Here is a 24,121-nt window from a genome sequence, read left to right on the forward strand (position 1 = left end):
GTCCTCCACCTCCCCCGCATCCGTAATCATGGTCATGTGCGACTCGAAGCGATCACCTGGGACCGGCTCGTCGACCGCCTCGCCGAACGCCTGCTCGACCTGAAGCCGGCCGACGGCAGCCCCTGGCCACGCATCGCCTTCGACGGCGCCCCGGCGGCCGCCCCGGGAGACCTCGCCGCACGCGTCCACGAGGCCCTGCGCATACGCGGCCGCCCGTCCCTGGTCGTCGGCACGGAAGGCTTCCTGCGCCCGGCCTCTGTCCGTCTGGAGCACGGGCACCAGGACGTGGACGCCTACTACGACGGCTGGTTCGACACCGGCGCCCTGTGGCGCGAGGTGTTCGGCCCCCTCGAACCCGGCGGCGACGGTCGCGTCCTGCCCGACCTTCTGGACCCGGTCACCGACCGCGCCACCCGCAGCCCGTACGTCCAACTGCCGCCCGGCGGCATGCTGTTGCTGCATGGCCCCCTCCTCCTGCGCCACTGGTTCCCCTTCGACCTGAGTGTTCATCTCCTCCTCTCCCCGGGCGCCCTGCGCCGCCGCACCCCGCAGGCCGAGCACTGGACCCTCCCCGCCTTCGAGCGCTACGAGGACGAGACCGACCCCGCCGGCACCGCCGACGTCCTCGTCCGCGCCGACGATCCGCGCCGCCCGGCGTGGCGCGGCTGACCGGAGCGCCGATCGGATTCCCCTCCGCCGCGACCCGCGCATCAGCTACCGCAGAAGATCATCGGTTTCTCCGCCTGACCGCCGCCCCAGGTGCGTGCGCCGGGCGACCCGACGAGAATGAAGGGCGCCGGTACCAGCGGTGCGTCCCGCGCCGCGCCGGCCGTCCGGCACCGGGAGGTACTCCATGACCACTGCCGGAGAGATCATGCACCGGGGCGCCCAGTGGATCCCCGCGCACCAGACCCTAGACCGCGCCGCCCAGCTGATGCGTGAGCTCAACGTCGGAGCCCTGCCCATCAGTGACCAGAACGAACGGCTCTGCGGCATCCTCACCGACCGCGACATCGTGGTCGGCTGTGTGGCCATGGGCCACGACCCGTCCAAGGTCACCGCGGGCGAGATGGCCAAGGGCACACCGCGCTGGATCGACGCTAACGCCGATGTCAGCGAGGTGCTCCAGGAGATGGAGGACCACCAGATCCGCAGGCTGCCCGTCATCGAGAACAAGCGCCTGGTCGGCATGATCAGCGAGGCCGATCTCGCCCAGCATCTGACGGAGGATCAGATCGGCGCCTGGGCGGAACGCGTCTACGCCAGGAGCGCAAGCCGCTGACCGCCGGCCCGCCTTACCCACACCCGGGCGGTCACAGCCAGCCGTTGCGCCGGAATCCGCGGTACAGGGCGAAGCAGGCCACGGATATGACGCCGATGACCATGCCGTAGCCGTATTTCCAGTGCAGCTCGGGCATGTGGTCGAAGTTCATGCCGTACACCCCGCAGACCATCGTGGGTACGGCGATGATCGCGGCCCAGGCCGTGATCTTCCGCATGTCCTCGTTCTGCGCGACCGTGACCTGGGCGAGGTGGGCTTGCAGGATCGAGTTGAGCAGCTCGTCGAAACCGGCGAGCTGTTCCCCCGCGCGCATCAGGTGGTCGGACACGTCGCGGAAGTAGGCCTGTATCTCCGGCTCCACCACCCGCATCGGCCGGTCGGCGAGCTCCAGCAGCGGCCGGTTCAGCGGGACCACGGCCCGCTTCAGCTCCAGGAGTTCCCGCTTGAGCTGGTAGATGCGGCCCGGATCGGCGCGTGCGCCGTTCTCCGCGAAGACGTCCGTCTCGACCTGCTCGATATCGGCCTGCACCGCGTCGATGACGCTGAGGTAGTCGTCGACGACGTGGTCCGCGACCGCGTGCAGCACCGCGGACGGGCCCTTGGCGAGCTGCTTGGGGTCGGCCTCCAGCTCCTCGCGCAACGGGCCCAGCGAGCCGTGCCGGCCGTGCCGCACCGTGATCACGAAGTCCTGGCCGACGAACACCATGAGCTCGCCGGTGTTCACCACCTCGCTGGTCGCCGTGAGTTCCTCGTGCTCGACGTAGCAGACCGTCTTGAACACCGCGAACAGCGTCTCGCCGTACCGCTCCACCTTCGGGCGCTGGTGGGCCTCGATCGCGTCCTCGACCGCCAGCGGATGCAGGTCGAACAGCTCGGCGATCCCGGCGAACTCCTGGTCCGTCGGCTCGTGCAAACCCAGCCACACAAATCCCGAACCAGTCTTGCGCACCCGCTCGACAGTGTCGACGAGGTCACCGCCGAGGGGAAGCCGGCCTCCCTCCTCGTAGGCCACGCAGTTGACCACCGATGAGCCCAGCGGGGACCGTGCGGGGTGGCTCAGGTCGACCCGTCGGCCCCGCCGGGCCAGTCGCGCCACCTTGCGGAGGCCGCCGACCCTGCCGAGGCCCGTGACCTTCCGCAGATTCCCTGCCATGGACATCTGGATCTCCTTGCGTGGATCCTCTCGCGCCGCAATCCTGCGCCTGTCGCGCCAGTGTGCCAGGACCGCGTGAGCAGCGGGTAAGCCTGTGGAAACCCCGCATTCCGCTTGGTTCCCGGCTGTGGACAACGGGAGTTGGTGCCTTCGTCGTGGATGCTTCTTGGGCGGAGGGCGGTTCCGGTCCCAGCCGGAGGCTCTGGCTCTGTATCGGCCGGAGGGCGGGCAGTGCCTGGCCGTCGGGAGTTCCGCGGCTCAGCGGATAGCGGTCCTGCGTCCACCGGAGGCCGGGCCCACCGGAGGCCTGCCGCCGACCTGTTCGACCGCTCGCGCCCCCGCCGCGCATCCCTCCGCCGCCGCGTCCTCCGGCTCCGCGCCCGCCAGCAAGGCGGCGAGGAACGCGCCGGTGAACGCGTCACCGGCGCCCGTCGTGTCCCGGGGCGTCGCCGGTACGGCGGGGACGCGGGCGCGTACGGTGCCGGAACGGGCCACCAGCGCACCGTCCGCGCCCTGCTTGGTCACGACGAGCGGGACATGGCGGCTCAGTTTCGCCGCTGCGTCGGCCGCGTCCGGCAACCCGGTGAGCAGGCAGGCCTCGTCCCGGCTGGGCAGCAGGACCTCCATGCCGTCGACGGACGCCAGAAAGCGGTCCACTCCCAGCTCCGCGAGGAACCCGGCCGACGCCGGATCCAGGCTCACCGGCACCCCACGCGCGCGTGCCGACGTCAAGGTCGTCGCCACCAGCGCCCGGCCCGGTTCGGAGAAGAGCAGATAGCCGGACAGATGCAGCCACCCCACGCCGTCGAGCAGCACGTCCGACCAGTCACCGGGATCGAGCCGCAACGAGGCGCCACTGTCGGTGAGGAACGTCCGCTCGGCCGCGGCGCCCGAGTCCACCAGGCAGATCACCGTCCCGGTCGGCGCCTGCGGGTCGACCACCAGGCGGGCACGCACCCCCGCCGCGGCCAGCGCCCGCTCGTGCCACGCCACCGCGTCCGAGCCCACCCGCCCGAGCAGCCGTACGTCCGCGCATCCCCAATGGGACGCCCAGCAGGCCACATTGGCGCCCGCGCCACCGGGCAACGTCCGGATCACGGCGGCCGTGTCCGTGCCCCCTGCCAGCGGTCCCCGGTGCCGGGCGACGACGTCCGTCACCACATCCCCGACGACCAGCAGAGCACCGCTCGGCGAGCCGGGCCCCGCCCCGCTCACGCCCTGGCCCAGGCCGCCGCGATCCGCGCCGCCAGCCGTACGTTGCCGCGCACCGCCGCCAGGTTGGCGTTCAGCGAGGCACCCTCGGTGTGCCGTACCAGATAGTCGAGCAGGAACGGCGTGACGGCCTGGCCGGTGATCGCCTCCGCCTCGCACGCGTGCAGCGCGTCGGCCAGCACGCGCGCGTGCAGCTCAGGATCCAGCTGCTCCGCCTCCGGCACCGGGTTGGCCACGACAAGTGCCGATCCGGGCCCGCCGAGCGCGTCCTGGGCCCGCATGACGTCGGCCACCTGCTCCGGGCTGTCCAGGGTCCAGTCCACGGGATGCCCGGAGTCCGAGAGGTAGAAGCCGGGGAAGCGGTCCGTGCCGTACCCGGCCACCGCCACGCCCAGCGTCTCCAGCCGCTGCAGCGTCGCCGGCACGTCCAGGATCGACTTCACCCCCGCACACACCACCGTGATCCGCGTGCGCGCCAGCAGACCGAGGTCGGCCGACTCGTCCTGCGTCACCGTCCACTGCCGGTGCACCCCGCCGAGCCCGCCCGTCGCGAACACCCGTACGCCCGCCAGTGCCGCCAGCAGCGCGGTCGCGGACACCGTGGTCGCCCCGCTGGCCCCGGCGGCCACGGCGAGCGGCAGATCACGGTGGCCGAGCTTGCGGATGCCTTCCTCATTCGCGATCCGCTCCAGCTGCTCCTTGTCCAGACCGACCCGCGGCTGCCCGTCCAGCACGGCGATCGTGGCCGGTACGGCGCCCTCCTGCCGTACCGCCTCCTCCAGCTCCAGCGCCACCCGCAGATTGCGTGGACGCGGCAGCCCGTGCGCGATGATCGTGGACTCCAGGGCCACCACGGGCCGGCGTGCGTGGACCGCCTCCCGCACCTCTTCGGACACCACCAGCGTCACGCGCCTGCCTCCTGTCTGTCGGTCTTCCCTCATCTCTGGCGGGCGGTGTGCCCCGTCAAACCCTTGCGGCCGCTACGGGACGACACCAGCCTGGGGGCATGACGGACAACACGACACGTCTTGACCACGTCGTCCTCTGGGTGCGTGACCCGGTCGCCGCCGCCGACTTCTACGAGAAGGCGGTCGGCCTGGAGCCGGTCAGGCTCACCGAGTTCGCCGCGGGACAGGTGCCCTTCCCCTCGGTACGCGTCAACGACGACACGATCATCGACCTGATGCCGCTCGCCGCGGCGGAGCGGATGACGATGCTCCCCGGTGCGCCGGACAGCTCCGGGCACCCCGTGAACCACGTCTGCCTCGCGCTGTCCGAGGACGACTTCAACGCCCTGCGCGACCGCCTGCAGGAACGCTCGGTCCCCCTGACGGACATCGGCCACGACTCCTTCGGCGCCCGCGGCAACGCCCGGCGCAACTTCTACTTCCGTGATCCGGACGGCAACTTCTTCGAGGCACGCCACTACGCCTGAGCCGTACGCCCGGGCCGCTCGGTCTCAGAACAGCGGCTCGGGCAGCACGCCCTCCAGCGCCAGCAGCTTCCGCTTGGTCTCCAGACCGCCGCCGAAGCCGCCGATGCCGCCGTCGCTCTCCACGACGCGGTGGCAGGGCACGACCACGGGGAGCGGGTTGGCGCCCATCGCCGTGCCCACCGCCTGGGCCGCGCCGGGCTGACCGACCCGGTCGGCCAGATCGCCGTACCCGACGACCGTGCCGTACGGCACGCCGGACGCCAGCTCGCGCAGCACCTGGCGGTTGAAGCCCGAGATCAGTGACCAGTCCAGGGGCAGCTCGAAGTCGCGGCGCCTGCCCGCGAAGTAGGCCTGGACCTGACGTATCGCCTCGGCCAGCAGCGGGGAGCCGGGTGCCTCGACCGGCTCGGCGCCCAGCCGGGACGCCAGCCGGGCCAGCGCCTTGTCGCGCACCGGGTCCGTGGCGTGAAAGACGACGTTGACCAGGCCCTCGCCGGTCGCGGCCAGCAGCAGCGGACCGATGTCGCCGGCGACGACGGTCCACACGACCTGCTGCTCGTACTGCCCATGGCTGTCCATGCGCCCACCCTACGACCCGCCACTGACAGCGCGGCGGTGTCCGCGTCATACGGATCACGGACAGCCCCGCCCTGACAGCGGAGGGTCAATGCCACAGGGGTACAGGATGGACACAGATTGAATGGAGTTGCCCGAGGCCGCTCACCGGTGCCGCACAACTGGGGCAGAGGCGTGTTTCTTTGCCGGAAAGTCGTTCGACCATTCCGGTGCGAGTCATACTCTCTGCCTCAACCCTGACCGCTCGGGCGGTTCTGGGAGGGAGAGCATTTCACGGAATTCCGGGACGGAATGGGGCGGAAGGGCAGCCGCGCATGCAGGGGACGGTCGATGGATTCAGCTACGGCCTCGTCACACCGCTGGCGGCCTATGTCATGGCCTGCCTCGGCGGTGCCCTCGGCCTACGCTGCACCACCAGATCCCTGCTGGTGGCCGGCTCCTGGCGCCCGGGCTGGCTCGCCCTCGGCTCCATGGCGATCGGCTCCGGCATCTGGACCATGCACTTCATCGCGATGATGGGCTTCACGGTCCGGGAGGCCCCGATCCACTACGACAAGCCGATGACTTACGCCAGCCTGGGCGTCGCCATCCTGATGGTGGGCATCGGGATCTTCATCGTCGGCTATCGGGGCGCGTCCGGCGCAGCCCTGTTCACCGGCGGCACCATCACCGGCCTCGGCATCGCGTCCATGCACTACCTGGGCATGGCCGGCATGCGGCTGGACGGAAAGCTGGAGTACAACACGCTCACCGTCGCCGCCTCCGTCCTCATAGCCATGGTCGCCGCCACCGCCGCCCTGTGGGCGGCCGGACAGGTCAGAGGGTTCCTGTGGAGCGTGGGCGCCAGCCTCGTCATGGGGCTCGCGGTCAGCGGCATGCACTACACGGGCATGGCCGCCCTCCGCGTCCACCTGCACGGCACCGCCGACCCCGCCACGGGCGACTCGCCCGCCGCGCTGCTCGCCCCGATGCTGATCGGCCCGCTCGCCTTCCTGTGCCTCGCGGGCGTCGTCGTCCTGTTCGACCCGCTGATGGTCATGGGCAGGCCCGCCCTGCCCCGCCCCGAGCCCAAGCCCGGCGTCCCCGCCCACGCGCCGCTGCCGCACCCCACCCGCCGACTCGCGCTCCGCACCCGCCGGCACCCGGCCCGCAGCGGTTCCCGCACCCCGCAAAACCGCTGATCGAAGCCCGTTGTCAGTGCGGGGTCGTACGGTGGATTCCATGCGGCCCGTTTCCAACATCGAACGCACGGTGGCGCCCTTCGAGGTCGTCAGCCCCTACCAGCCGAGCGGCGACCAGCCGACGGCCATCGCCGACCTCGCCCGGCGCATCGAAGCCGGCGAGAAGGACGTCGTGCTCCTCGGCGCGACCGGCACCGGCAAGTCCGCCACCACCGCGTGGATGATCGAGAAGCTCCAGCGCCCCACCCTGGTGATGGCGCCGAACAAGACGCTGGCCGCCCAGCTGGCGAACGAGTTCCGCGAGCTGCTGCCGAACAACGCGGTCGAATACTTCGTCTCGTACTACGACTACTACCAGCCCGAGGCCTACGTCCCGCAGTCGGACACCTACATCGAGAAGGACTCCTCGATCAACGAGGAGGTCGAGCGCCTGCGCCACTCGGCGACCAACTCGCTGCTCACCCGCCGCGACGTCGTCGTGGTCGCCTCGGTGTCCTGCATCTACGGCCTCGGTACGCCGCAGGAGTACGTCGACCGCATGGTCCCGCTCCGCGTCGGCGACGAGATCGACCGCGACCAGCTGCTGCGCCGCTTCGTCGACATCCAGTACACGCGCAACGACATGGCCTTCGCCCGCGGCACCTTCCGGGTCCGCGGCGACACCATCGAGATCTTCCCGGTCTACGAGGAGCTGGCCGTCCGCATCGAGATGTTCGGCGACGAGATCGAGGCGCTGTCCACCCTACACCCGCTCACGGGCGAGATCGTCAGCGACGACCAGCAGCTGTACGTCTTCCCGGCCTCCCACTACGTCGCGGGCCCCGAGCGCATGGAGCGGGCCATCAACGACATCGAGAAGGAACTGGGAGAGCGGCTCGCCGAGCTGGAGAAGCAGGGCAAGCTCCTGGAGGCCCAGCGACTGCGGATGCGCACGACGTACGACATCGAGATGCTCCGCCAGATCGGCACCTGCTCCGGCGTGGAGAACTACTCGATGCACTTCGACGGCCGCCTCCCCGGCTCCCCGCCGAACACGCTGCTGGACTACTTCCCCGAGGACTTCCTCCTCGTCATCGACGAGTCGCACGTCACCGTGCCGCAGATCGGCGCCATGTACGAGGGCGACGCCTCCCGCAAACGCACGCTCGTGGAGCACGGGTTCCGGCTGCCCTCGGCCCTAGACAACCGCCCGCTGAAGTGGGAGGAGTTCCAGGAGCGCATCGGCCAGACCGTCTACCTGTCGGCCACCCCGGGCCAGTACGAGATGTCCCGCTCCGACGGCGTCGTCGAGCAGATCATCCGCCCCACCGGCCTGGTCGACCCCGAGGTCGTGGTCAAGCCCACCGAGGGACAGATCGACGACCTGGTGCACGAGATCCGCACCCGCGTGGAGAAGGACGAGCGCGTACTGGTCACCACGCTCACCAAGAAGATGGCCGAGGACCTCACCGACTACTTCCTGGAGCTCGGTATCCAGGTCCGCTATCTGCACAGCGATGTCGACACACTGCGCCGCGTCGAACTGCTGCGTGAACTGCGCTCCGGCGAGTTCGACGTGCTGGTCGGCATCAACCTCCTCAGGGAGGGCCTCGACCTGCCCGAGGTCTCCCTGGTGGCGATCCTCGACGCCGACAAGGAGGGCTTCCTGCGCTCCGGCACGTCGCTGATCCAGACCATCGGCCGCGCGGCGCGCAACGTCTCCGGCCAGGTCCACATGTACGCCGACAAGATCACCCCGGCGATGGAGAAGGCCATCGAGGAGACCAACCGCCGCCGGGAGAAGCAGGTCGCGTACAACAAGGCGAACGGCGTCGATCCCCAGCCACTGCGCAAGAAGATCAACGACATCGTCGCGCAGATCGCGCGCGAGGACGTCGACACCGAGCAGCTGCTCGGCACGGGTTACCGCCAGTCCCGCAAGGACGGCCGCGGCACAAGGGCCCCCGTGCCCTCCCTGAAGGACCACGCGGTCAAGGACGCGAAGCCCACCAAGCGCGCCAAGGGCAAGGCCAAGGAGACCGTGCCGACCGACCGCCCCGCCGCGGAACTCGCCGAGCAGATCGAGGAGTTGACGGAGCGCATGCGCGCCGCCGCCGCGGACCTGCAGTTCGAGATCGCGGCACGGCTGCGCGACGAGGTGTCCGAGATGAAGAAGGAACTGCGCCAGATGAGGGAGGCCGGCCTGGCCTGATGGGCCGATGGGACCGCTGTGACCTCGCCGGGAATGCGCTGTGTTGCAAGACCGACACAAAGTGCGGACGGGAGTACGTCACTGTCAGTGCCCCTGCGTAGGGTGCTGGTCATCCGCGACTTCGCGGCAACAGGGGAATGCTCGAGAGGGGAATCAGCGCGTGACCGTCAACATGACCAAGGGTCAGGCCATCAGTCTGCAGAAGAACGACGGAGGCAGTCTGACCGCGGTGCGCATGGGTCTCGGCTGGCAGGCGGCCCCGCGGCGCGGCCTGTTCGGCTCGCGCACCCGGGAGATCGACCTTGACGCCTCCGCCGTCCTGTTCGCGGACAAGCAGCCGGTCGACGTCGTCTTCTTCCGCCACCTGGTGAGCGACGACGGCTCGGTGCGCCACACCGGCGACAACCTCGTCGGCGGTGTCGGCCAGGGCGGCGACGACGAGGCGATCCTCGTCGACCTGCAGCGCCTCCCGGTCCACATCGACCAGATCGTCTTCACCGTGAACTCCTTCACGGGCCAGACGTTCCAGGAGGTGCAGAACGCGTTCTGCCGCCTCGTCGACGAGACCAACGGCCAGGAACTCGCCCGCTACACGCTCGCCGGCGGCGGCGCCTACACGGCCCAGATCATGGCGAAGGTGCACCGCGCGGGCACGGGCTGGTCCATGACGGCCCTCGGCACCCCGGCCAACGGCCGTACCTTCCAGGACCTGATGCCGTCGGTCCTGCCGCTCCTCTGAGACGGCGGACCGGGCGAGCGGCACACAACAACAGCCACACAGGGGGATTGAGGCGATGACGGCCGAGCTGGTGCGGGGGCAGAACCACCCGCTCTCCCAGGCCCGTCTGGAGATCAGGGTCTCGGCCGGCAAGCCGATCGTGGCCGCGGCCACGCTCAGCGACGAGCAGGGCAAGGTCACGGACGCGGAGCGGGTGGCCCACCCGGGCGCACCCACCCTGCCCGGACTGGAGGTGCCCCGCCAGGCGGCCGCCGCCCATCGCCTCGCGGTGGACCTGGACGCCATGCCGGACGCCGTGCACCGCGTCCATGTGCTGCTCGCCCTGCCCACCGGCGCCGGGGGACCGGCCCGCTTCGGCGCCGTGGCCGCCCCCTTCGTCGCGGTCACCGGACTCGACGGCACCGAGGTCGCCAGCTACACCATCACCGGGCTGGAAACCGAGACGGCTGTCGTCGCCCTGGAGCTCTACCGCCGCCAGGGCGCCTGGAAGGTGCGCGCCGTCGGCCAGGGCTATGCCGGCGGCCTCGCCGAGCTCTTCACCGACCAGGGCCTGCCCCAGGCCCACCAGCTCGCCGGCGCCATCCACGACGCCGTCGCCCAGGGCATGGCCCGCTCGGTGGCGGCACCCCCGCCCCGTACGGCGGACGGCGACCGCACCCGCCAGGCGGCCGCACCCACCCTGGGCCCGGACCACGGCGGCTCGCCCTACGGCACCCAGACCCCGCAGGGCACGACGGGAGGACGTACGGGCTACCCCGGAGGCTCTGCCCATACAGAGCCCACCGACCCCTCCGCCCCCACCCAGCCGTCCGCGCCCACCGCGGGCGGCCCGATCGACTACAACCACCCACGCCGCCGGAACTCCGCACCGCCCCCGCCCCCACCGACCGCGCCCGCTGCGGCGCCCGGTCTGCCCGCTCAGCCCGTCGCGGGTGACGCGACCGGCTGGTCCATGGACGAGCGGCTCTACAACCAGGTGTGGGGCATGTTCGAGGACCTGGCCCGCACCACGGCCGCGTACCGCAGCGCCGTCGACTTCGCCGAGTCGCGCATGGACAAGGAGCTGGAGCAGGTCCTGTCAGACCCGCGCAGCCGGATCGGCGGACAGGCCGACGCCGCGCGCGAGGAGGCCCGCGCCCGGCACGGTCGGCTCGTCGACGAGGCCCGGCAGGCCCTCGACCGCGACGTCGCCCAGCTCGCCGCCGAGGCCGACGTCGTCGAACCGGCCCTGCCACCGGCGTACGCCAGCTGGGACAACCCCGTCTGGCACGGCTACCGCGTGCCGATGGAGATGCCCATGGCCCTGCGCCTGGGCGACCTGCATCTGCCGGAGTGCGCCGAGGTGCGGATACCGATGCTGGTCCGGCTGCCGCTGGAGCGGGGCCTGTGGATCGACAGCGGTCGTGCCGGGTCCGTCGACGGTTCGTTCCACGACGCGCACGACCTGCGGCGCATGGCCATGGAGGCGGCGGTGGCGCATGTGGCGCGGCTGCTCGCCGTCCATCCGGCGGGCGAGTTCACCGTGTACGTCATCGACCCGGCCGGTTCGGGAGCGCAGACGCTGGTACCGCTGGTGCAGAGCGGGGTGCTCGCGGCCCCGCCCGCGGTCGGTGCCGCGGGGGTGGCGGATGTCCTGGGCAAGCTCACCCAGCGGGTCGACCTGGTGCAGATGGCGGTGCGTGGCGGCGCGGCCGACGCCCTCCCGCCGGGCTTCGACACGTCCCAGAACCTGCTGGTGGTCAACGACTTCCCGCACGGCTTCGACGACCGGGCCGTCACGCAGCTGCGCTACCTGGCCGACGAGGGCCCGGCCGTCGGCGTCCACCTCATGATGGTCGCGGACCGTGAGGACGCCGCCGCGTACGGGCCGCTGCTCGACCCGCTGTGGCGTTCCCTGCTGCGACTGACTCCGGTGCCCGACGACCATCTCGCCGACCCGTGGGTGGGGCACGCCTGGACGTACGAGCCGTCGCTGGTGCCGCCCGGCAGTCAGGTGCTCCAGCGGGTGCTCGACCAGGTCGCCGCAGCCCGCACCAAGCATCGGTAAAGCCATGCTGAGCAGGGGATTTGAGCATCCCTTTGCCAACTGCTTTACCTTTCCTTGGTGATTGGGGTACTGTTCTCCGTACGGAGGGGAGTACTCCCTGACTACTGCGACGTACCCGTCAATACGGATCAGGCCAGATCCCGGGGCGTCGGCCCACTTATGGGTGGAAGAGACCTCCGGCAGCGACGACGCTGACTGACCGTTCGCCGTTACGTACTGCCGGAGGCGCAGTGGAAGTTTCTGTGACCCTTTGGGTCCTGACCATCGTGGGACTCGCCGCGCTTATCGCGGTCGACTTCTTCATCGGACGCAAGCCCCACGACGTATCGATCAAGGAAGCCGGGATCTGGACCGTCGTCTGGATCGTCCTGGCCTGTCTCTTCGGCCTCGGCCTGCTCGTCTTCGGTGGCGGCCAGCCCGCCGGTGAGTTCTTCGCCGGCTTCATCACCGAGAAGTCGCTGAGTGTCGACAACCTCTTCGTCTTCGTCCTGATCATGGCGAAGTTCGCCGTGCCCTCGCAGTACCAGCAGCGGGTGCTCCTCATCGGCGTCCTCATAGCCCTGGTGCTGCGCGCGATCTTCATCGCCGCGGGTGCCGCGATCATCGCCAGCTTCTCGTGGGTGTTCTACCTCTTCGGCGCCTTCCTGATCTGGACCGCCTGGAAGCTGATCCAGGAGGCCCGGGCCGACGCGGAGGACGAGGAGTACGAGGAGAACAAGCTGCTCAAGGCCGCCGAGCGCCGCTTCGGGGTCGCGGACAGCTACCACGGCACCAAGCTGTGGATCCAGCAGAACGGCAAGCGGGTCATGACCCCGATGCTGGTCGTGATGCTGGCCATCGGCACCACGGACGTGCTGTTCGCGCTCGACTCCATCCCGGCGATCTTCGGCCTCACGCAGGACCCGTACATCGTCTTCACCGCGAACGCCTTCGCGCTGATGGGCCTCAGGCAGCTGTACTTCCTCATCGGCGGCCTGCTGAAGAAGCTGGTCCACCTGTCGTACGGCCTGTCGATCATCCTCGGCTTCATCGGCGTCAAGCTGGTGCTGCACGCGCTGCACGAGTCCGGGGTCCATGTCCCGGAGATCAGCATCCCGTTCTCGCTCGGCGTGATCTGCACGGTCCTGATCGTCACCACGATCACCAGCCTGATGGCCTCCCGGAAGCAGGCCGCGGCCGAGGTGGCGCAGGAGCGCAGCGAAGACGCTCCGAAGGACAGCGTCGACGTCTGACCACGCCGGGCAGAGTGACAACCATCGCAGGAGCGGTGCTCGGTGAAGTGCCGAGCACCGCTCCTCTGCTTCGAGTTCGACTCCTGCTTCGACTATGACGAGGAGGCCATGACTGTGACGTGCGGGCGTCGTGCGACTGGAATGCGGGGTATGAGCAGGTCTGCGAGGATCGCTGCATGATCGCTCGGCTCAGGTCGCTCACACATGGGTGGACGTCTGTAGTGCCGGTGCTCGCGGCGGTCCTGCTGATCTTCACCTGGGGCCGGGACGTGCCGGGCGCGGTCGTCGTTCTGATGACGGTCGTCCTCGCGGGCGCGGTCCTCGCCGCCGTGCACCACGCCGAAGTGGTCGCTCACCGGGTCGGCGAACCCTTCGGCTCTCTCATCCTCGCCGTCGCCGTCACCGTCATCGAGGTCGCGCTGATCGTCACCCTCATGGTGGACGGCGGCGACAAGAGCGCATCCCTGGCCAGAGACACGGTCTTCGCGGCCGTGATGATCACCTGCAACGGGATTGTCGGCCTGAGCCTCCTGGTGGCCTCCCTGCGTCACCGCACGGCCGTCTTCAACCCCGAGGGCACCGGCGCCGCCCTCGCGACGGTCGCCACACTGGCCACGCTCAGCCTGGTGCTGCCGACGTTCACGACGAGCAAGCCCGGCCCTGAGTTCTCGGGTGTGCAGCTCACCTTCGCCGCGCTGTCCTCGCTGATCCTCTATGGCCTGTTCGTGGCGACCCAGACGGTCCGGCACCGCGACTACTTCCTCCCGATCACCCGGCAGGGCAAGGTGATCGCCGCGGAGGACCACGCCGCGGCCCCGTCCACCCGCACCGCCTTGATCAGCCTGGGCCTGCTGTTGCTCGCGCTGGTCGGAGTGGTCGGTCTGGCGAAGGGCGTGTCGCCGACGATCGAGTCGGGCGTGGCGGCCGCCGGCCTGGACCACGCCGTCGTGGGTGTGATCATCGCGCTGCTGGTGCTGCTCCCCGAAACCATCGCCGCGCTGCGCGCCGCGCGCCGTGACCGGGTGCAGACCAGCCTCAACCTCGCGCTCGGCTCCGCCATGGCCAGCATCGGCCTGACCATCCCCGCGGTCGCCCTGGCGTCCATCTGGCTCTCCGGACCACTCATCCTCGGCCTCGGCGCCACCCACATGGTGCTGCTCGCGCTGACCGTCGTGGTCGCCTCCCTGACGGTGGTGCCGGGCCGGGCCACTCCACTGCAGGGAGGCGTCCATCTGGTGCTGCTGGCGGCGTACTTGGAACTGGCGGTCAATCCGTAGCGTGTGGCAGTCCGTAGCGTGCGGCAGTCCGGTAGGGGGCGAGCCGTACGTCAGCCCGCAGCCGCCTCAGCCTTCGCCTCCGCCGCACGCACCCGCACCGGCCGCGTCTCCGGAAGCAACGCGAAGCACCCCAGGCTGAGCAGCGCGATGCCGGTCAGATAGGCGCCCACACCCCATGGCACCCGGCCACCCTGTTCGGCCAGTGCCGTCGCCACGATCGGGGTCAGCGCGCCACCGACGACGCCGCCGAGGTTGTAGCCGACCGCGGCGCCCGTGCAGCGCACTCGGGGCTCGTACAGCTCCGGCAGATACGCGGCGATCACCCCGAACATCGTGACGAACGAGACCAGCGCGACCAGGAAGCCGAGGAAGATCAGCAGCGGGGTGCCGGTCGCGAGCAGCGCGACCATCGGGAACATCCACAGCGCGGCCGCCGCACACCCGATCAGACACAGTGGGCGCCGCCCGTAGCGGTCGCCGAGCACCGCCGCCACCGGCGTCAGCGCCCCCTTCATCACCACCGCGGCCATGACGCAGGTCAGCATGACCGTACGGCTCACCCCGAGCCGTTCAGTGGCGTAGGCGAGCGACCAGGTGGTCACGGCGTAGAAGATCGCGTACCCGACGGCGAGCGCTCCGGCGGTCAGCAGGACCAGCCGCCAATGGTCGCGCACGACCTCGGCGAGCGGCACGCGCGCGTAGTCGTCGATTTCCAGGAAGCTGGGGCTCTCCGCGAGCGACGACCGCAGCCACAGCCCCACCAGGGCCAGTACCCCGGCGGCCCAGAACGGCACCCGCCAGCCCCATGCGGCGAACTGGGCGTCGGTCAGCGTCGCCGACAGCGTCAGCACCGCGCCGTTGGCGAGTACGAAGCCCACCGGGGGCCCCACCTGCGGGAAGCTCGACCACAGTCCACGCCGGTCGGCCGGCGCGTGCTCCGCGGTGAGCAGTACGGCCCCGCCCCACTCGCCGCCGAGCCCGAGCCCTTGCAGAAAGCGCAGGACGAGCAGCAGTACGGGGGCGGCCACACCGATCGTGTCGTACGTCGGTACACAGCCGACCGCGACCGTCGACGCACCGGTGAGCAGCAGCGAGCCGACGAGGACCGGCCGCCGCCCGTGCCGGTCCCCGATGTGCCCGAACAGGACGGAGCCCAGCGGCCGCGCCACGAAACCCACGCCGAACGTGGCGAACGCCGCCAGCGTCCCCGCCAGCGGCGAGAATGTGGGAAAGAACAGCGGCCCCAGGACCAGCGCAGCCGCGGTCCCGTAGACGAAGAAGTCGTAGAACTCGATGGCCGTCCCGGCGAGCGAGGCGGCCGCGAGCCGCAGCATGGAGGGCGCCCTTACGGTGCGTACGTCGTGCATGCCGCGTCAACTACCCACGGTGACCACGGGTTACGGGGGCGCGCGGGAGCGATCGTCCCCGTCAGTACGTGACTGTGATGCGCCGGGCGGGCCCGTCGACGCGCACCAGGCCGCCGTACGGGATCACGAGCTGTGGATCGGTGTGCCCGAAGTCCACGTCGAAGACGATCGTGGTGTCGGGCGCGTATGCCCGCATGGCGCGCAGGACGGCCTCACGCTGCTCTGCGGCGTAACGGGCGGCATCCTCCGGGCTGTTGGGGCGTTCGAAGGACCACGTCTTCGCACGGCCCATCAGTAGCGCCGAGAAGCGCTGAAGCAGCCCGCGCTCGCCCATGTTCCGCAGGGTACGGAAGACCTCCGTGCCGCTCGGCATCTCCTCCGAGGTCTCCAGCAGCAGCACCCCGCCGTCGAACTCCGAGAGGTCACGTGGGATCTCCCGGTCGGCCATCAGCAGCCAGCCGAGGATCTCCAGAGAGCCGCCCCAACTGCGGCCGTCCACCACTCGGTCGGGGTTCACCCAGGTCCAGCCGTTGCCGGGCCGCGTCTCCGGTTCGGCGTCGAAGGTCGCCGGGTCCGCCCAGTCGCGGTTGACGTCGTTCCAGCGGTCGGCGGGCTTCGACTCGTACTCGCCCGACGTGAACAGGGCTGCCCGCAGCGACTGCGCCGCGAACATGAGCAGGTTGGTGTTGTCGCTCATCCCGAAGAACGGCTTGGGGTTCGCCCGGATCAACTCCCGGTCCAGCAGCGGCAGGACGGTGATCTGGTCCTCGCCGCCGATCGATGCCATGACCGCCTTGATGTCCTGATCGGCGAACGGGGCGTCGATGTCGTCGACCCGCTCCTGGGGTGTCGAGCCCATCTTGCGGGTCGCCGGATACTCCACCGGTTCCAGGTCGTACTCCTTGCGCAGCCGCTCCAGGCCCAGCTCGTAGGGGAGTGGGAAGGGTCCCCGGGCAGACCGGGTGTGTTCATGCGGGGAGGGTGCGAGGGGTCCCGGTGTCGGTGCACCGTGATAAACCGGGTCTGAGCAGCGGTCCTCGCGGACCGACCGACCTCGACCGGACCGGAGGAACCGTGCCCCGCACCCTGGCCAACGCCCCGATCATGATCCTCAACGGGCCCAACCTGAACCTTCTCGGGCAACGCCAGCCGGAGATCTACGGTTCCGACACCCTGGCCGACGTCGAGGCCCTGTGCGCCAAGGCGGCCGCCGCGCACGGCGGCACGGTGGACTTCCGGCAGTCCAACCACGAGGGTGAGTTGGTCGACTGGATCCACGAGGCGCGGCTCAACCACTGCGGGATCGTCATCAATCCCGGCGCCTACTCGCACACGTCCGTCGCCATCCTGGATGCGCTCAACACCTGTGACGGCATGCCTGTGTTGGAGGTCCACATCTCCAACATCCACCAACGGGAGTCGTTCCGGCACCACTCGTACGTCTCACTGCGCGCCGACGGGGTCATCGCGGGATGCGGCGTGCAGGGGTACGTGTTCGGGGTGGAGCGGGTCGCGGCGCTCGTCAGGGCGTAGCCCTAAGGGCGTTGCCCGGAGCGGACGGGTTGCCTGGGCCGCCGGCCGAGGGCGGGGATCGAGGGACCGGCGGCCCATACCACGCAGGTGCTGTCGTCCCGCGCGGGGCTGCTTCCAGTTGACCGCGCAACCACGCGCGTGGGGAGCGCGCGCAGGGCACCGGCGCGTGCAGAGCATTCACACGGGGCGCGTGAGGCCCAACTCGAGCCCCCTGGACCTTCGGAGTTCACCACCCGCGCGCGTGCCACTCCGGCAGATGCGGCCGCTCCGCGCCGAGCGTGGTGTCGTTGCCGTGCCCCGGGTAGACCCACGTCTCGTCCGGAAGCACGTCGAAGATCTTCGTCTCGACGTCGTGGATCAGACTGGCGAACGCCTTCGGGTCCTTACGGGTGTTGCCCACGCCGCCCGGGAAGAGGCAGTCGCCCGTGAACACATGCGGATGCCCGTGCGGGTCGTCGTAGACCAGGGCGATCGAACCCGGCGTGTGCCCGACCAGATGCCGCGCGGTGAGCTCCACGCGCCCCACCCGGATGGTGTCCCCGTCGTCGACCAGGACATCGGTCGGCACCGGGATGCCGGGGGCGTCGTCGCGGCCCGCGTAGGTACGGGCACCCGTGGCCGCGACGACCTGGGCGAGCGCCTGCCAGTGGTCGCCGTGCTGGTGCGTGGTGACGACGGACGCGATGCCGTCGTCACCGATCATGCCGAGCAGCGCATCCGCGTCGTTGGCCGCGTCGATCAGCAACTGCTCGTCGGTGGCCCGGCAGCGCAGCAGATAGGTGTTGTTGTCCATCGGGCCCACCGCGATCTTGGTGATCATCAGGTCCTTGAGCTCGTGCACATCCGCCGGGCCGCCGACCGTCACCTGTCCGCTGTACGTCATACCGGTCAGTCTAGGGCGGCAGGCGTACGGCGAGCAGGGCAGCGGCGCCGCTACAGCGGGGGCAGCGACGGCAGCGGTCCGTCCGCGACAGTCAGCCCGGAACCGTCCCGGCGCCCGGCGAGCCAGCCCAGCAGGTCGGCCGGGGAGCCCGTGACGATGATCTCGGTCTCGCCCGCCGCCCGGCCCGTGCTCCACGCGCGCGTGCCGTCCGTCAGACGGGTGTGCGGTACGTCGGGGTGGCCGGTGAACCGGTCGGCGAGGAAGTCGATCTCCCGCTCCGTGAACTCCGTCGGCAGGTCCTCCAGCTCGAAGCCGATGCCGAGGTCCACGTGATGCAGCTCGACCTCGACCCAGCGCCGGAACGGCACCCGGGACGCGGAGTCGGTCACGCCGTTCCGCAGTTCCACCACGCGTGACCAGTCCGCGGGCGCCTCCCCGGCCCGCGCGAACCGGGCCGCGCTCTCGCGTACGTCCGCGAGCTGGATGTCGAGGGCGCGCGGAGCGTCCCGCTCGATGTCGGCGTCCCGGGCCTCGCCGGAGACGTACATGGGACGGCCTTCGAGGACGTTCACGAGGGCGTCCGCGTTGCGGGCGAGGTGGGCGAGTACATGACCGCGGCTCCAGCCGGGGAGCCGTGACGGTTCCGTCACGGCCGCGTTGTCCATCTTGGCCACTGCGGTGAGCAGCCGTTCCGTCGCGTCCCGTACAGACGCCAGGTCACGCGCGTGATCAGTCATGACGCCGACCCTAGCCCCGCCACACGTTCGGGTGAAGGTGGTGAAGCCCGGCCGTTAATCGAATGCGCGTGCTATATGGTCGACAGTGGCGTCGGGCATGCTGGAGGGCCGGGGATTGTTATGCAACCCGGGAATCCGACCGGCGTTGTCAGTGGCTCCCCCTAGTCTGAGAAAGCACGGGGGCCCCGCCCCTGTCACTTCTCTCAAGAAAGGTGCGGACCGGCGTGGCCGACCGTCTCATCGTCCGTGGCGCGCGCGAGCACAATCTGAAGAATGTCTCGCTCGACCTGCCGCGCGACTCGCTCATCGTCTTCACGGGCCTGTCGGGGTCGGGCAAGTCCTCGCTGGCCTTCGACACCATCTTCGCCGAGGGGCAGCGGCGCTACGTGGAGTCGCTGTCGTCGTACGCCCGCCAGTTCCTCGGCCAGATGGACAAGCCGGACGTCGACTTCATCGAAGGTCTGTCCCCGGCGGTCTCCATCGACCAGAAGTCGACCTCGCGCAACCCGCGCTCGACGGTCGGCACCATCACCGAGGTCTACGACTATCTGCGCCTGCTCTTCGCGCGCATCGGCAAGCCGCACTGTCCCGAGTGCGGCCGCCCGATCTCGCGCCAGTCGCCGCAGGCCATCGTCGACAGGGTCCTGGAGCTGCCGGAGGGGAGCCGCTTCCAGGTGCTGTCGCCGCTGGTACGCGAGCGCAAGGGCGAGTTCGTCGACCTCTTCGCCGATCTCCAGACCAAGGGCTACTCCCGCGCGCGTGTGGACGGCGAGACGATCCAGCTGTCCAACCCCCCCACGCTGAAGAAGCAGGAGAAGCACACCATCGAGGTGGTCGTCGACCGCCTGACGGTGAAGGACTCCGCCAAGCGCCGCCTCACCGACTCCGTGGAGACCGCCCTCGGCCTCTCGGGCGGCATGGTCGTGCTCGACTTCGTCGACCTCCCCGAGGACGACCCCGAGCGCGAGCGCATGTTCTCGGAGCACCTGTACTGCCCGTACGACGACCTCTCCTTCGAGGAGCTGGAACCGCGCTCCTTCTCCTTCAACTCGCCCTTCGGCGCCTGCCCCGAGTGCACCGGCATCGGTACGCGCATGGAGGTCGACCCCGAGCTGATCGTCCCGGACGAGGACAAGACCCTCGACGAGGGCGCGATCCACCCCTGGTCGCACGGGCACACCAAGGACTACTTCGGCCGCCTGATCGGCGCCCTCGCGGACGCGTTGGGATTCCGGACCGACATCCCCTTCGCGGGCCTGCCGCAGCGCGCGAGGAAGGCCCTGCTGTACGGCCACAAGACACAGATCGAGGTCCGCTACCGCAACCGGTACGGCCGCGAGCGGGTGTACACCACGCCCTTCGAGGGCGCCGTCCCCTTCGTCAAGCGCCGGCACAGCGAGGCCGAGAGCGACGCCAGCCGCGAGCGCTTCGAGGGCTACATGCGCGAGGTGCCCTGCCCCACCTGTGAGGGCACGCGACTGAAGCCGATCGTCCTCGCGGTCACGATCATGGAGAAGTCGATCGCCGAGGTCTCCGCGATGTCGATCAGCGACTGCGCGGAGTTCCTGGGCGAGCTGAAGCTCAGCGCGCGCGACAAGAAGATCGCCGAGCGCGTGCTGAAGGAGGTCAACGAACGCCTGCGGTTCCTGGTCGACGTCGGCCTGGACTACCTCTCGCTGAACCGCGCGGCCGGCACCCTGTCCGGCGGCGAGGCCCAGCGCATCCGCCTGGCCACCCAGATCGGCTCCGGCCTCGTCGGCGTGCTGTACGTCCTCGACGAGCCGTCCATCGGCCTGCACCAGCGGGACAACCACCGGCTGATCGAGACCCTGGTCCGGCTGCGCGACATGGGCAACACGCTCATCGTCGTCGAGCACGACGAGGACACCATCAAGGTCGCCGACTGGGTCGTCGACATCGGTCCCGGCGCGGGCGAGCACGGCGGCAAGGTCGTGCACAGCGGTTCCTTGAAGGAGCTGCTCGCCAACGAGGAGTCGCAGACCGGCCAGTACCTCGCCGGGAAGAAGTCCATCCCGGTGCCGGACATCCGGCGGCCGCGCGACCCGTCCCGGCAGCTCACGGTGCACGGCGCCCGCGAGAACAACCTGCAGGACATCGACGTCTCGTTCCCGCTGGGCGTCTTCACCGCGGTCACGGGCGTGTCCGGCTCCGGCAAGTCGACGCTGGTCAACGACATCCTCTACACGCACCTGGCCCGCGAGCTGAACGGCGCGAGGAACGTGCCCGGGCGGCACACGCGCGTGGACGGCGACGACCTCGTCGACAAGGTCGTCCACGTCGACCAGTCGCCCATCGGCCGCACGCCGCGCTCCAACCCGGCGACGTACACCGGTGTCTTCGACCACATCCGCAAGCTGTTCGCCGAGACGACCGAGGCGAAGGTCCGCGGTTACATGCCCGGTCGCTTCTCATTCAACGTCAAGGGCGGCCGCTGCGAGAACTGCGCGGGCGACGGCACAATCAAGATCGAGATGAACTTCCTCCCGGACGTCTACGTCCCGTGCGAGGTCTGCCACGGCGCCCGCTACAACCGGGAGACCCTGGAGGTCCACTACAAGGGCAAGTCCATCTCCGAGGTCCTGAATATGCCGATCGAGGAAGCCATGGACTTCTTCGAGGCCGTCCCGGCGATCAACCGCCACCTCAAGACGCTGAACGACGTCGGTCTCGGCTACGTCCGCCTCGGCCAGTCGGCGACCACCCTCTCCGGCGGTGAGGCCCAGCGCGTGAAGCTCGCCAGCGAGCTGCAGAAGCGCTCCACCGGACGCACCGTCTACGTCCTCGACGAGCCGACCACCGGTCTGCACTTCGAGGACATCAGCAAGCTGCTGAGGGTCCTGTCCGGCCTGGTCGACAAGGGCAACACGGTCATCGTCATCGAGCACAACCTCGACGTGATCAAAACCGCCGACTGGGTCGTCGACATGGGCCCCGAGGGCGGCGCGGGCGGTGGCCTCGTCGTGGCGGAGGGCACGCCGGAGGAGGTCGCCGCGGTGTCGACCAGCCACACCGGCAAGTTCCTGCGGGAGATCCTCGGCGCCGACCGGATCAGCGACGCCGCCGCGGTGCCGGCCCCACGCAAGACCGCGGCCAAGAAGACGTTGGCGGCCACGACGGTCAACAACAGGTCCACGAAGAAGGCGGCCGCGGTGACCAAGAAGGTCACGCCCGCCAAGAAGGCGACACGGGCTCGGAAGGCCTGACACAAATGGGCGGTGCCCCTGCGGGAAATCCCGTAGGGGCACCGCCCATTACCCAGTGGTACCGACCCCTACAGCTCACCCAGCTCCGACGCATACGGCGGCTCCGCCCCCGCCCGCGAACAGGTAATCGCCGCCGCACGGGCCGCGAACCGCAGCAGCCGGGTCCAGGCGTCGGCGTCGAGCGCGGCGAGGGCCTCGGAGGACAGGGCGTTCCAGGTGGACAGGCCGTGCAGCAGCGCCGCATTGACCGTGTCGCCGGCGCCGATCGTGTCTACCACCTCGACCTGCTCACCCGGCACGGAGTGCTCCCCATCGTCCCGGGTGAAGACGGTCAGCCCATCGCCACCCCGGGTGATCACCACCGCCGAGGGCCCCACCGCCAGCCACTCGCTCGGCGTGCCGCCCAGCCACTCCGCGTCGTCCTCGGAGAGCTTCAGCAGCGTCACCGAGGGCAGCCAGCCCAGGAACCGGGCCCGGTACGCGTCCGCGTCCGGGATGAGCCCGGCCCTGATGTTGGGGTCGAGCGCGGTGAACACGCCCTGCGCGGCCGCCGTGCGCATCAGGTTCTCGTAGGCGCTCGCCCCCGGCTCCAGCACCAGCGAACAGGTGCCGAAGGACACCGCGCGGGTGCCGGCGGGGAGGTGGTCCGGGGCCGTGAACAGCCGGTCGGCGGTGCCGTCGACGTAGAAGGAGTAGGCCGCCGAGCCGTTCCCGTCGATCGTCGCGACCGCGAGCGTGGTCGGCTCCGGGCCGCGCTGCACCGCCGAGACGTCCACGCCGGCCTTGCGCAGCCCGTCGAGCAGGGCTTCACCGAAGGCGTCGACGGAGGTGCGGGAGCAGAAGGCCGTGGGGCAGCCGAGCCTGCCGAGGGCCACGGCCGTGTTGTACGGGCCGCCGCCGAGGGCGGGCCGCAGTCCGGCGAGGGCGCCCGGGCCCTGCGGTACCAGGTCGATCAGGGCCTCACCGGCGACGACGATCACGAGTCGGATCCTTTCTCGGGGCAGCCGCAGGACGTGCGGTGAACGAAGGTGCAGGGCAGCCGCACGGTCCGGGCGGGCCGGTCCGGAGCGGCGAGGCGTTCCAGGAGGACCCGCACGGCCTGGGCGCCGAGGTCCTTGCTGGGCTGGGCGATCGCGGTGAGCCGGGGCGAGAACAGGTCCGCCCAGGCGAAGTCGTCGAAGCAGCACAACGCGATGTCGCCGGGCACGGACAGACCCCGCTCACGCAACGCGCGCAGGGTGCCGATGGTCATGGCGTTGTTGGCGGTGACGAGGGCCGTGGGCGGCGCGGCGAGCGAGAGGAGAGCGGCGGTGGCCTGCGCGCCGCCGGCCGACTCGGAGTCGCCGTGCACGACGAGCCGCTCGTCGTGGGGGAGCCCGGCGGCGGCGAGACCGTGCCGGTATCCGGTGATCCGCTCGGCGGTCGTACTCAGCCCACGGCGGCCCGCGACCAGGGCGATACGGCGGTGGCCCAGCTCGGCGAGGTGAGTGACCAGGCTCGCCACCGGCTCCGTACTCTCCGCGCAGATCTGGTCGAAGCGCGGCGTGCCGCTCGCCGGATCGTCGACCACGCGGTCCAGGAGCACGGTCGGCACTTTGTGCCGGTGCAGGTAGGAGAGCAGCTCGCGGGGGTGCGAGGACGGGGCGACGATCAGGCCGTCCACGCGCCGCTCGTGCAGCAGCTGGACGACCTTGCGCTCGTGCTCCGGGTCGTCGTGCGGGTCGGCGATGAGGAGGCTGTAGCCCTGCTCCAGGGCGGTTGCCTCGACGCCTTGGAGGATCTCGGTGAAGTACGGGTTGCTGATGGCCGACACCGCGAGGCCGATCGAGCGGGTGCGGGCGGTCACCAGGGAGCGGGCCAGGGTGTTCGGGGTGTAGCCGAGGTGGTCGATGGCGTCCAGGACGGCCTGGCGGGTCTGCGGGAGGACCGGCCGGGTGCCGTTCAGCACGTGCGAGACGGTCGCCACAGAGACTCCGGCGCTGCGCGCCACATCCGCCATCGTCGCCATGCTGTCCCCTTTCCTGGCGGGGACCGTATCCCATTCAGCGGCTC

21 protein-coding genes are annotated in these 24,121 nt (G+C 70.3%); 11 read left to right on the forward strand and 10 right to left on the reverse strand.

The window, feature by feature from the left end:
* The first annotated feature begins 36 nt into the window (after window positions 1–36).
* Window positions 37–669, forward strand: coding sequence for a nucleoside/nucleotide kinase family protein (locus SSP24_RS09115; RefSeq protein ID WP_141308705.1), 633 nt, complete (start codon window positions 37–39; stop codon window positions 667–669).
* Window positions 670–853: 184 nt separating this feature from the next.
* Complete coding sequence (locus SSP24_RS09120; RefSeq protein ID WP_141308707.1) at window positions 854–1,282, forward strand: CBS domain-containing protein; 429 nt, start codon at window positions 854–856, stop codon at window positions 1,280–1,282.
* Window positions 1,283–1,313: 31 nt separating this feature from the next.
* Here SSP24_RS09120 and SSP24_RS09125 read toward each other — a convergent pair whose 3' ends face one another.
* The 3 genes from SSP24_RS09125 to SSP24_RS09135 form a co-directional block, all read right to left on the reverse strand.
* A complete protein-coding gene (locus tag SSP24_RS09125) occupies window positions 1,314–2,441 on the reverse strand; it encodes a magnesium and cobalt transport protein CorA (protein ID WP_141308709.1) in 1,128 nt (375 codons plus the stop codon).
* 252 nt (window positions 2,442–2,693) lie between these two features.
* The gene (locus SSP24_RS09130) at window positions 2,694–3,662 is read right to left on the reverse strand and encodes a carbohydrate kinase family protein (protein ID WP_373306658.1); all 969 of its coding nucleotides are present in this window, start codon (window positions 3,660–3,662) and stop codon (window positions 2,694–2,696) included.
* Window positions 3,647–4,555: a pseudouridine-5'-phosphate glycosidase gene (locus SSP24_RS09135; protein WP_167529547.1), complete on the reverse strand. Its 909-nt coding sequence runs from the start codon at window positions 4,553–4,555 to the stop codon at window positions 3,647–3,649. Before SSP24_RS09135 ends, SSP24_RS09130 begins: the two co-directional genes overlap by 16 nt.
* Before the next feature lie 98 nt (window positions 4,556–4,653).
* Between SSP24_RS09135 and SSP24_RS09140 the strand changes: the two genes are divergently transcribed.
* Window positions 4,654–5,082 carry a VOC family protein gene (locus SSP24_RS09140; RefSeq protein WP_141308715.1) on the forward strand — a complete coding sequence of 143 codons (429 nt, stop codon included), beginning with the start codon at window positions 4,654–4,656 and terminating at the stop codon, window positions 5,080–5,082.
* Window positions 5,083–5,106: 24 nt separating this feature from the next.
* Here the strand turns inward: SSP24_RS09140 and SSP24_RS09145 are convergent, their stop codons facing one another.
* Window positions 5,107–5,661, reverse strand: coding sequence for a methylated-DNA--[protein]-cysteine S-methyltransferase (locus tag SSP24_RS09145; RefSeq protein ID WP_141308717.1), 555 nt, complete (start codon window positions 5,659–5,661; stop codon window positions 5,107–5,109).
* Window positions 5,662–5,972: 311 nt separating this feature from the next.
* Here SSP24_RS09145 and SSP24_RS09150 point away from each other — a divergent pair, with 311 nt between their 5' ends.
* The 6 genes from SSP24_RS09150 to SSP24_RS09175 all read left to right on the forward strand — a co-directional run bounded on the left by SSP24_RS09150 (window position 5,973) and on the right by SSP24_RS09175 (window position 14,325).
* Window positions 5,973–6,839, forward strand: a complete 867-nt coding sequence (locus SSP24_RS09150; protein ID WP_141308719.1) for an MHYT domain-containing protein — start codon at window positions 5,973–5,975, stop codon at window positions 6,837–6,839.
* Between the two features lie 40 nt (window positions 6,840–6,879).
* A complete protein-coding gene (gene uvrB / locus SSP24_RS09155; protein WP_141308721.1) occupies window positions 6,880–9,030 on the forward strand; it encodes an excinuclease ABC subunit UvrB in 2,151 nt (716 codons plus the stop codon).
* Between the two features lie 160 nt (window positions 9,031–9,190).
* Window positions 9,191–9,769, forward strand: coding sequence for a TerD family protein (locus tag SSP24_RS09160; protein WP_141308723.1), 579 nt, complete (start codon window positions 9,191–9,193; stop codon window positions 9,767–9,769).
* 55 nt (window positions 9,770–9,824) lie between these two features.
* Window positions 9,825–11,816 (forward strand): TerD family protein, encoded by a 1,992-nt coding sequence (locus SSP24_RS09165; RefSeq protein ID WP_141308725.1) that lies wholly within the window; start codon window positions 9,825–9,827, stop codon window positions 11,814–11,816.
* A gap of 230 nt (window positions 11,817–12,046) precedes the next feature.
* Window positions 12,047–13,048: a TerC/Alx family metal homeostasis membrane protein gene (locus SSP24_RS09170; protein ID WP_174864631.1), complete on the forward strand. Its 1,002-nt coding sequence runs from the start codon at window positions 12,047–12,049 to the stop codon at window positions 13,046–13,048.
* Window positions 13,049–13,224: 176 nt separating this feature from the next.
* On the forward strand, window positions 13,225–14,325 hold the full coding sequence (locus SSP24_RS09175) for a calcium:cation antiporter (RefSeq protein WP_141308729.1): 1,101 nt from the start codon (window positions 13,225–13,227) through the stop codon (window positions 14,323–14,325).
* Between the two features lie 50 nt (window positions 14,326–14,375).
* Here SSP24_RS09175 and SSP24_RS09180 read toward each other — a convergent pair whose 3' ends face one another.
* Both SSP24_RS09180 and SSP24_RS09185 read right to left on the reverse strand, forming a co-directional pair.
* Window positions 14,376–15,692 carry an MFS transporter gene (locus SSP24_RS09180; RefSeq protein ID WP_174864632.1) on the reverse strand — a complete coding sequence of 439 codons (1,317 nt, stop codon included), beginning with the start codon at window positions 15,690–15,692 and terminating at the stop codon, window positions 14,376–14,378.
* A 61-nt stretch (window positions 15,693–15,753) separates the two neighbouring features.
* Complete coding sequence (locus SSP24_RS09185; RefSeq protein ID WP_373306655.1) at window positions 15,754–16,575, reverse strand: LD-carboxypeptidase; 822 nt, start codon at window positions 16,573–16,575, stop codon at window positions 15,754–15,756.
* Between the two features lie 191 nt (window positions 16,576–16,766).
* Here SSP24_RS09185 and aroQ point away from each other — a divergent pair, with 191 nt between their 5' ends.
* Window positions 16,767–17,225 carry a type II 3-dehydroquinate dehydratase gene (gene aroQ / locus SSP24_RS09190; RefSeq protein ID WP_141308733.1) on the forward strand — a complete coding sequence of 153 codons (459 nt, stop codon included), beginning with the start codon at window positions 16,767–16,769 and terminating at the stop codon, window positions 17,223–17,225.
* 226 nt (window positions 17,226–17,451) lie between these two features.
* Here aroQ and SSP24_RS09195 read toward each other — a convergent pair whose 3' ends face one another.
* Both SSP24_RS09195 and SSP24_RS09200 read right to left on the reverse strand, forming a co-directional pair.
* On the reverse strand, window positions 17,452–18,108 hold the full coding sequence (locus tag SSP24_RS09195; RefSeq protein WP_141308735.1) for an MBL fold metallo-hydrolase: 657 nt from the start codon (window positions 18,106–18,108) through the stop codon (window positions 17,452–17,454).
* Window positions 18,109–18,158: 50 nt separating this feature from the next.
* Window positions 18,159–18,845 carry a maleylpyruvate isomerase family mycothiol-dependent enzyme gene (locus SSP24_RS09200; protein WP_141308737.1) on the reverse strand — a complete coding sequence of 229 codons (687 nt, stop codon included), beginning with the start codon at window positions 18,843–18,845 and terminating at the stop codon, window positions 18,159–18,161.
* A gap of 224 nt (window positions 18,846–19,069) precedes the next feature.
* Here SSP24_RS09200 and uvrA point away from each other — a divergent pair, with 224 nt between their 5' ends.
* Window positions 19,070–22,069 carry an excinuclease ABC subunit UvrA gene (uvrA, locus tag SSP24_RS09205; protein ID WP_141308739.1) on the forward strand — a complete coding sequence of 1,000 codons (3,000 nt, stop codon included), beginning with the start codon at window positions 19,070–19,072 and terminating at the stop codon, window positions 22,067–22,069.
* A 68-nt stretch (window positions 22,070–22,137) separates the two neighbouring features.
* On the opposite strand, the gene SSP24_RS09210 is transcribed toward uvrA, so the two are convergent.
* Both SSP24_RS09210 and SSP24_RS09215 read right to left on the reverse strand, forming a co-directional pair.
* Entirely contained in the window at window positions 22,138–23,049 is a 912-nt protein-coding gene (locus tag SSP24_RS09210; protein WP_141308741.1) for a carbohydrate kinase family protein, read from the reverse strand.
* Window positions 23,046–24,077, reverse strand: coding sequence for a LacI family DNA-binding transcriptional regulator (locus SSP24_RS09215; RefSeq protein ID WP_141308743.1), 1,032 nt, complete (start codon window positions 24,075–24,077; stop codon window positions 23,046–23,048). The genes SSP24_RS09210 and SSP24_RS09215 overlap by 4 nt, the downstream gene beginning before the upstream one ends.
* Between the last annotated feature and the right edge of the window lie 44 nt (window positions 24,078–24,121).

Source organism: Streptomyces spinoverrucosus (assembly GCF_006539505.1).
GTDB classification, from domain to species: domain Bacteria; phylum Actinomycetota; class Actinomycetes; order Streptomycetales; family Streptomycetaceae; genus Streptomyces; species Streptomyces spinoverrucosus.

Coding starts and splice junctions, on each gene's coding strand:
- SSP24_RS09150 (WP_141308719.1), top strand. CDS start 5,973: ATGCAGGGGACGGTCGATGGATTCAGCTACGGCCTCGTCACACCGCTG.
- SSP24_RS09125 (WP_141308709.1), bottom strand. CDS start 2,441: ATGTCCATGGCAGGGAATCTGCGGAAGGTCACGGGCCTCGGCAGGGTC.
- SSP24_RS09175 (WP_141308729.1), top strand. CDS start 13,225: ATGATCGCTCGGCTCAGGTCGCTCACACATGGGTGGACGTCTGTAGTG.
- SSP24_RS09195 (WP_141308735.1), bottom strand. CDS start 18,108: ATGACGTACAGCGGACAGGTGACGGTCGGCGGCCCGGCGGATGTGCAC.
- SSP24_RS09165 (WP_141308725.1), top strand. CDS start 9,825: ATGACGGCCGAGCTGGTGCGGGGGCAGAACCACCCGCTCTCCCAGGCC.
- SSP24_RS09200 (WP_141308737.1), bottom strand. CDS start 18,845: ATGACTGATCACGCGCGTGACCTGGCGTCTGTACGGGACGCGACGGAA.
- SSP24_RS09215 (WP_141308743.1), bottom strand. CDS start 24,077: ATGGCGACGATGGCGGATGTGGCGCGCAGCGCCGGAGTCTCTGTGGCG.
- SSP24_RS09120 (WP_141308707.1), top strand. CDS start 854: ATGACCACTGCCGGAGAGATCATGCACCGGGGCGCCCAGTGGATCCCC.
- SSP24_RS09145 (WP_141308717.1), bottom strand. CDS start 5,661: ATGGACAGCCATGGGCAGTACGAGCAGCAGGTCGTGTGGACCGTCGTC.
- uvrB (WP_141308721.1), top strand. CDS start 6,880: ATGCGGCCCGTTTCCAACATCGAACGCACGGTGGCGCCCTTCGAGGTC.
- SSP24_RS09180 (WP_174864632.1), bottom strand. CDS start 15,692: ATGCACGACGTACGCACCGTAAGGGCGCCCTCCATGCTGCGGCTCGCG.
- SSP24_RS09140 (WP_141308715.1), top strand. CDS start 4,654: ATGACGGACAACACGACACGTCTTGACCACGTCGTCCTCTGGGTGCGT.